Raw genomic sequence first — 5,769 nt, forward strand, 5'->3', positions numbered from 1 at the left:
GATATATTCCCATAGGCCGGGATAAAAAACTGCTAAACTATCTGGAAAAAATTCCAGGATTCCAGAATCAAAAACGTCCTATATTTGGCTCCCAACTCTATTACCTAGCATATATTTTACAGGTAGCCAATGACTTGAAAAAACAGCAATGTGATGTTGTTCACATTCACAACTTATCTCAGTTTATTCCAGTGATACGAGCTTTGAACCCAGGAATAAAAATTGCCCTGCACATGCATTGTGAGTGGTTGACCCAACTCGATCACAAAATTATAGAAAAGCGGCTTAGTAAGGTAGATTTAGTTATTGGTACTAGTGAGTATATCACAGCAGGGATTCGCCAGCGTTTCCCTAAATTTGCCGAGCGCTGTCAGCCGGTTTTTAATGGGGTAAACCTTGATCGCTTCATGAATTTCTATGTCAGCGATAATCAGCAAAATGGCAGCACAAAAAATCGTGCTAAACGATTACTATACGTGGGGAGAGTATCTCCAGAAAAAGGCTCCCATGTCTTATTAGAAGCTTTTAGAAAAGTGCTCGAGCGCTGCCCTGAAACCAAACTTGATCTCGTTGGTCCTGTAGGTGCATTACCCTACGACTATCTTGTGGGATTAAGTGATGACTCCAAAGTGGCAGAGTTAGCATCATTCTACGGTGATGAAAGTTGGACAGGTTACCTGAGACGATACCTGTCCGAATTGAATGATCACTTTGGTGCTGATCTAGCCAGCCAAGTATCCTTCACTGGCTCCCTTCCTCAATCTAAGTTAGTCAATTATTATCAGCAGGCAGACATTTTTGTATTTCCGTCAGTATGTCACGAAGCATTTGGGATGCCAATTGTGGAAGCTATGGTTGCAGGTCTTCCCGTTATTGCTACCCAAGCTGGTGCTTTTCCCGAGATTGTGGAAGATGGTAAGACAGGTCTGCTGGTTGAACGGAGTAATGCTGATGCTTTAGCAGACGCTATCTTGCAACTTCTTTCTGACCAAGAACTTAGAACATCCATGGGACAAGCTGGACATCAGCGAGCGGTTGAACTATTTTCTTTCGAGAAAGTTGTTGATGATTTACTTACGCAGTACAAGACTATTCTTTGAAAGTAAAAGACAGAAGTGTTGAACTTCGGCTCAGGGAATAGTGACAAGTGACAAGTTAAAAATGAACAATCAATTATCCTTACAAACTCTGGTACGCCAGTTTTATCGTTTTCTAATCCATAGTACCAGAGTTGAGTATGAAAGAAATAATCTAAGACGCTCAGCGATTATATTTTCCCCCCATCAGGATGATGAAACCCTTGGCTGTGGTGGAACAATTATCCGTAAAAAGCAAGCCGGAGCCGATGTTAAAATTGTTTTTATGACAGATGGATGTCAATCTCATGCTCATCTTATTCCAGCAAATCAAGTAAAATCAATACGCGCTAATGAAGCCTTGGCAGCAGCTCAAAAACTTGGTCTGCAACACCATGATGTCAGCTTTTTGGAATTCAAAGATGGAACATTAGATAAAACCAGAAATTTAGCTATCCAAAACGTCGCCAAAATTATTCTTAACTATCTTCCTGAAGAAATTTTTATTCCCTACTACAACGATGGGGTATCTGACCATAATGCTACCAATGAAATTGTCGTAGCTGCACTCAAAACAATTAAATTTGATGTGACAGTTTATGAGTATCCTATATGGTTCTGGAATCACTGGCCTTGGACAAGGGTCGAAGGGAGTAAACCAAACCTGATCTCCTTTTTTAAAAAAAACATCATCTCAGGGTTTCGCTTACTGAATGATTTTAGATTATCTGTCTATATTGGTGATATTTTTGATATCAAACGTACTGCCCTAGACCAACATCAATCTCAAATGAAACAACTAATTCCTCATCCGCGCTGGCTAACCCTGAGGGATGTTTCAGAGGGGGAGTTTTTAGACTGTTTTTTTCAAAACTATGAATTATTTCGTCGATATAGTTTGAATCATAATTTTGAAGAGTATTGATGCAGCGATAAATTAGCCAATTTGGCAACTTCATTCAAGATAATCATGAAATCATAAATAATAAGAGTGTTCAAGATTTTTATCAGTCATATCAGTTATGGATATATGGGTTATCATATATCCATTTTATTTTGTGTTTATCTTAAATAAAGAAGAAGGGAGTAGGGAGTAGGGAGTAGGGAGTAGGGAATTCATAATTTCCATCAATCCTAGTTTCACATCTCATTTAAAAACGCTATATAAATAAGTAACAACATGCAACAATTAAATCCACCAGAAAATTTAGTAAACAAATCCTTCACAGATTCATTCTCAGACAACTGTTGTGCAGGTAAAACCATTGGTACTAAAAGTTCCAGTGGTGCAGTTCGTAAGGGTATAGATGTCGAAAAGCTGATTGGGATTGACAATGGCGCATTACGTCTCCAGCCCCTGCTAAAACCTGCGTGGGGCAGACAGGGCATTGCTTATGGTCCGTACACCCGTACCAATGGACTCGCCTTTGCAGTGTTTCTGAGCAATGGTCATAATACATCCCAGACCGAAAGGATTGAGCCCCTGACAGAACGACTCCATCGGTGGATGATTGGTCCTGAGACAGATAAACCGGCTAAACGGCTTCTGCGTTGGACTTCCAGTCAGGAAAAAAGCAGGATGCTGCGAAAGCTCCTATGGTGGATTCGTAGTACCTCCAGAATTTCAAGATATTTCAAACCGTTTAAATTGCCAAATATTGATGAAAATATGGCAGTGGGTTGGTTCCCCAGGGAAGTTCCTGTTGACCCGACTGTAGAGGGAAATGCCTTTATTGTTCATGCCACTGGGGCAGAAAATGGAGAGTTGTGGACTCGGTTGGGCGGGTATCTGCTCTCAGCATTTAGGGGCTTACAAAATCTCCAGGTTTATTACATCGTGGTTTTGCGGGAAAAGGGAGCTGCCTATTATGCTGCTTCTGTTCCTAATGCTCATGGTCTGGCCGCTTACCCTAACATGCGTCCCATTGCTATTGATCCTTTCAATGATGATGCGACAGTATATGCTGGTGTATACCAAAGTATTTTGGGACAGAATGGTTTTGAAGTCGATACGCGCATTTATGGCGCTAATGTAGCCCAAATTTCAGACATCGCCACCTGGTACGGTACAGCTCAGGCAGCAGATGACCTGATTGGTGATGGTTTGCTAGATGGTGCTGAAGCGGACAAGGGTGGTGTCTGGAGTGTCTCTCAAGGAAGTTATGAGTTAACAGCTGATGGTGCTAGAGCCACTCAACCGGATAGCGTCGCTATGTTGGAGTGTCCCACACCCTCTGGGCTAATCCATTTGCTGGTCGAAACGTCTACTCAGATAACTGGAGTCCGCATTGTGTGGCGTGTTCAGGATAAAAACCAATTCTGGAGTTTCCTAGCAGACGGGGAGAAATGTCAACTTATGATTCAAGACCATGATAGCTGGGAATGTTTAGCTGTGAGCGATCTATGGTATTTACAGCCAAGAGCGATCAACTCTTTACAGATATTGGATGATAGTAAGACTTTCAGCCTGTATCTCAATGGCCAGTTAGTCTTTAACAAGTGCTTTACAGATACCCGCCTGCAAAACGCTACCGGTGTTGGCATTGGTGGGATTAACCCTAATAATAGTCTGTATTTTCGCTCCTTTGAGGCTCACCCACGCACTATCCCTATTCCTTCCGAACTTGACCTAGGCTCCCCTTGGGTAGTAGAGGGTACCGAAATAGCTATCACTGAAGATTTTGCTGGTGCAGCTGGGGACTTGATGGGAAAAACCACCACTAGTGGTAGCAAAGTCTGGCATCGGAATATTGGGCTAGGGGTAATTAAGCTGACTGGGAATAGTACAGCCAAAGTCCAAGCTGATGCTAAGCATCCTAATCCAGGTCGCACTGCCTACACCATTGATTGGGATCAGCCAGAAATAGCGGATTTACAGGTAGACATTACTCCCCCTGGAACTAGACGAGGACAGGGAGAAAAAGGTCGTGGAGGGTTTATCTTTTGGCAGGATGCTGACAACTATATCACTATCAATAACTGGTTAGATGACTGTTACGGTGGTGCTTCCATGTCTTCCTTTTTCTATCTCAATGGCTTTGAAGAATTATTTGATGCTGTCTGGACAAATGTGGGTAAACGCATTTCCTGGGGTGTCTCTCATCGGCTCCGCATGGTTTTTGATGGCATGAATTACATGATATTCATCAATGATGAGCCAGTATTGTATCGTGCCCTGACAGATGTTTATCCAGATGCGGCGCGTCTTAGAATTAATCGAGTTGGGATTGTTGCTAACTGGGAATGGGGCAACGATACAGGAAGTGTATTTCAAAACTTTGTAGCAAAGGTGTAGAGTCATGAATTTAAGCAATCAACAGGTAACCCTTAACCATGGAGTAGGTGCAGGACTAAAATTCCATGGGGATGGTTCTAATCCTGATTTTGCACGTGGTACCTATGAACTTCCACTTCAGAACGCTTTAGCAAGCTGCTTAAACCGTGATCATATCTTCTATGATATCGGTGCCAATATTGGATTTTTTACTATTATTGCTGCGAAGCTAGTTGGGCCATCTGGACAGGTTTATGCTTTTGAGCCAGTCCCAAACAATGCTGACATTATTCGACGGAATGTCGAGCTTAATAGCTTCTCCAATGTTACTGTTTTCCCACAAGCCGTTTCTGAATCAACCGGAACCGGAGAATTGTTGCTGGCCCATCATTCAGGGGGAGCTACTTTAGCTACAGCGGGTACACCTCCAGATCTCAGGGGTGAAATGACAGTTGACCTTGTGTGTATTGATGATTTGGTGTCCCAAAAGACTTTGAAACCCCCAACGGTCGTGAAAATCGATGTGGAAGGAGCAGAAATTAATGTTTTAAGGGGGATGATTGAAACTATTAAAGAGTATCAGCCCATCCTGATTTATGAAGTAGATGATGGTAATCAAGAGTCCTTTAAACTGAAGAATCAAACCATTGAGATTTTTATTGACTCTCTAGGATATAAAATCATGCCCCTGGAACCAGCTTATCCCAATATTCCCTGGTATGTTGGACATGCGATCGCGTTTTCAAAACTTAACTGAAAATGCTATAAGCGCGTTTGTATCTCGGTTGTAAACACACGAATTGCCGAAAAAGGCAATAGGCAATAGGCAATAGGCAATAGGGGAAAGTTGCGTAGGGTGCGTAGGGTGCGTTAGGGGCGGGCTTGCCCTCATGTTCAACCTCGTAGCCAGTGTTGGGGCAGCCCGCCCCGTAACGCACCACCCAAGGGCTAGCGTCATTTTCCGCCTCTTCGCGCTTTGTTGGGACAGCCCGTTTGAAAATTGTAACGGGCAAGATGCCCATTCCACGCCTGATCCCCATTCCACCCACCGGGTCAAACAGCTTTAATGAGATCCACCCCGCCGAAGTCTAGGCGAATTCTAAAATATGCTCAGCAGTAATTTGAGCTTGTTCCAAGTGAGGCACATGACCACAGTCTTTAATCCAAATTAATTGAGATTGTGGGATGGCATGCTTAAACTTGCTAGCAGCAGCAGTCCCTAAAATTTGGTCATGGTCACCCCATAAAATTAGGGTTGGCTGGCTAATCTGAGCCAGCTTATCCCCAAAATAACCATAACCACCACTTTTGGTAAACGCAATCAAGGCTTGATTCCAACCAGGCATTTCTAGGTGCAATGCAGCACAAATTCGGGCATCTTCAGAGGCCCAACCTTTATCATAGTAAGCGTTTTTACTT

The 5,769-nt window shown here is 43.0% G+C and carries 6 protein-coding genes; 4 read left to right on the forward strand and 2 right to left on the reverse strand.

Going from position 1 to position 5,769, the window contains the following annotated elements:
- From F6K37_RS30715 to F6K37_RS30730, 4 genes are all read left to right on the forward strand, one after another.
- On the forward strand, positions 1 to 1,100 hold a 1,100-nt coding region (locus F6K37_RS30715), incomplete at its 5' end, for a glycosyltransferase family 4 protein (RefSeq protein WP_287254308.1).
- A gap of 61 nt (positions 1,101 to 1,161) precedes the next feature.
- On the forward strand, positions 1,162 to 2,001 hold the full coding sequence (locus tag F6K37_RS30720; RefSeq protein WP_287254310.1) for a PIG-L deacetylase family protein: 840 nt from the start codon (positions 1,162 to 1,164) through the stop codon (positions 1,999 to 2,001).
- 255 nt (positions 2,002 to 2,256) lie between these two features.
- Positions 2,257 to 4,371, forward strand: a complete 2,115-nt coding sequence (locus F6K37_RS30725) for a nucleotide-binding protein (protein ID WP_287254312.1) — start codon at positions 2,257 to 2,259, stop codon at positions 4,369 to 4,371.
- Between the two features lie 4 nt (positions 4,372 to 4,375).
- Positions 4,376 to 5,107 (forward strand): FkbM family methyltransferase, encoded by a 732-nt coding sequence (locus F6K37_RS30730; RefSeq protein WP_008190442.1) that lies wholly within the window; start codon positions 4,376 to 4,378, stop codon positions 5,105 to 5,107.
- On the opposite strand, the gene F6K37_RS30735 is transcribed toward F6K37_RS30730, so the two are convergent.
- Both F6K37_RS30735 and F6K37_RS30740 read right to left on the reverse strand, forming a co-directional pair.
- On the reverse strand, positions 5,100 to 5,390 hold the full coding sequence (locus F6K37_RS30735) for a hypothetical protein (protein ID WP_008190444.1): 291 nt from the start codon (positions 5,388 to 5,390) through the stop codon (positions 5,100 to 5,102). The two genes, F6K37_RS30730 and F6K37_RS30735, sit on opposite strands and share 8 nt — an antisense overlap.
- A 48-nt stretch (positions 5,391 to 5,438) precedes the next feature.
- Positions 5,439 to 5,769, reverse strand: a 331-nt coding sequence (locus F6K37_RS30740; RefSeq protein ID WP_287254315.1) for an alpha/beta fold hydrolase, incomplete at its 5' end; no start/stop codon positions are given.

Origin of the sequence: Moorena sp. SIO4E2 (assembly GCF_010671945.1) — a bacterium.
Taxonomy (GTDB): domain Bacteria; phylum Cyanobacteriota; class Cyanobacteriia; order Cyanobacteriales; family Coleofasciculaceae; genus Moorena; species Moorena producens.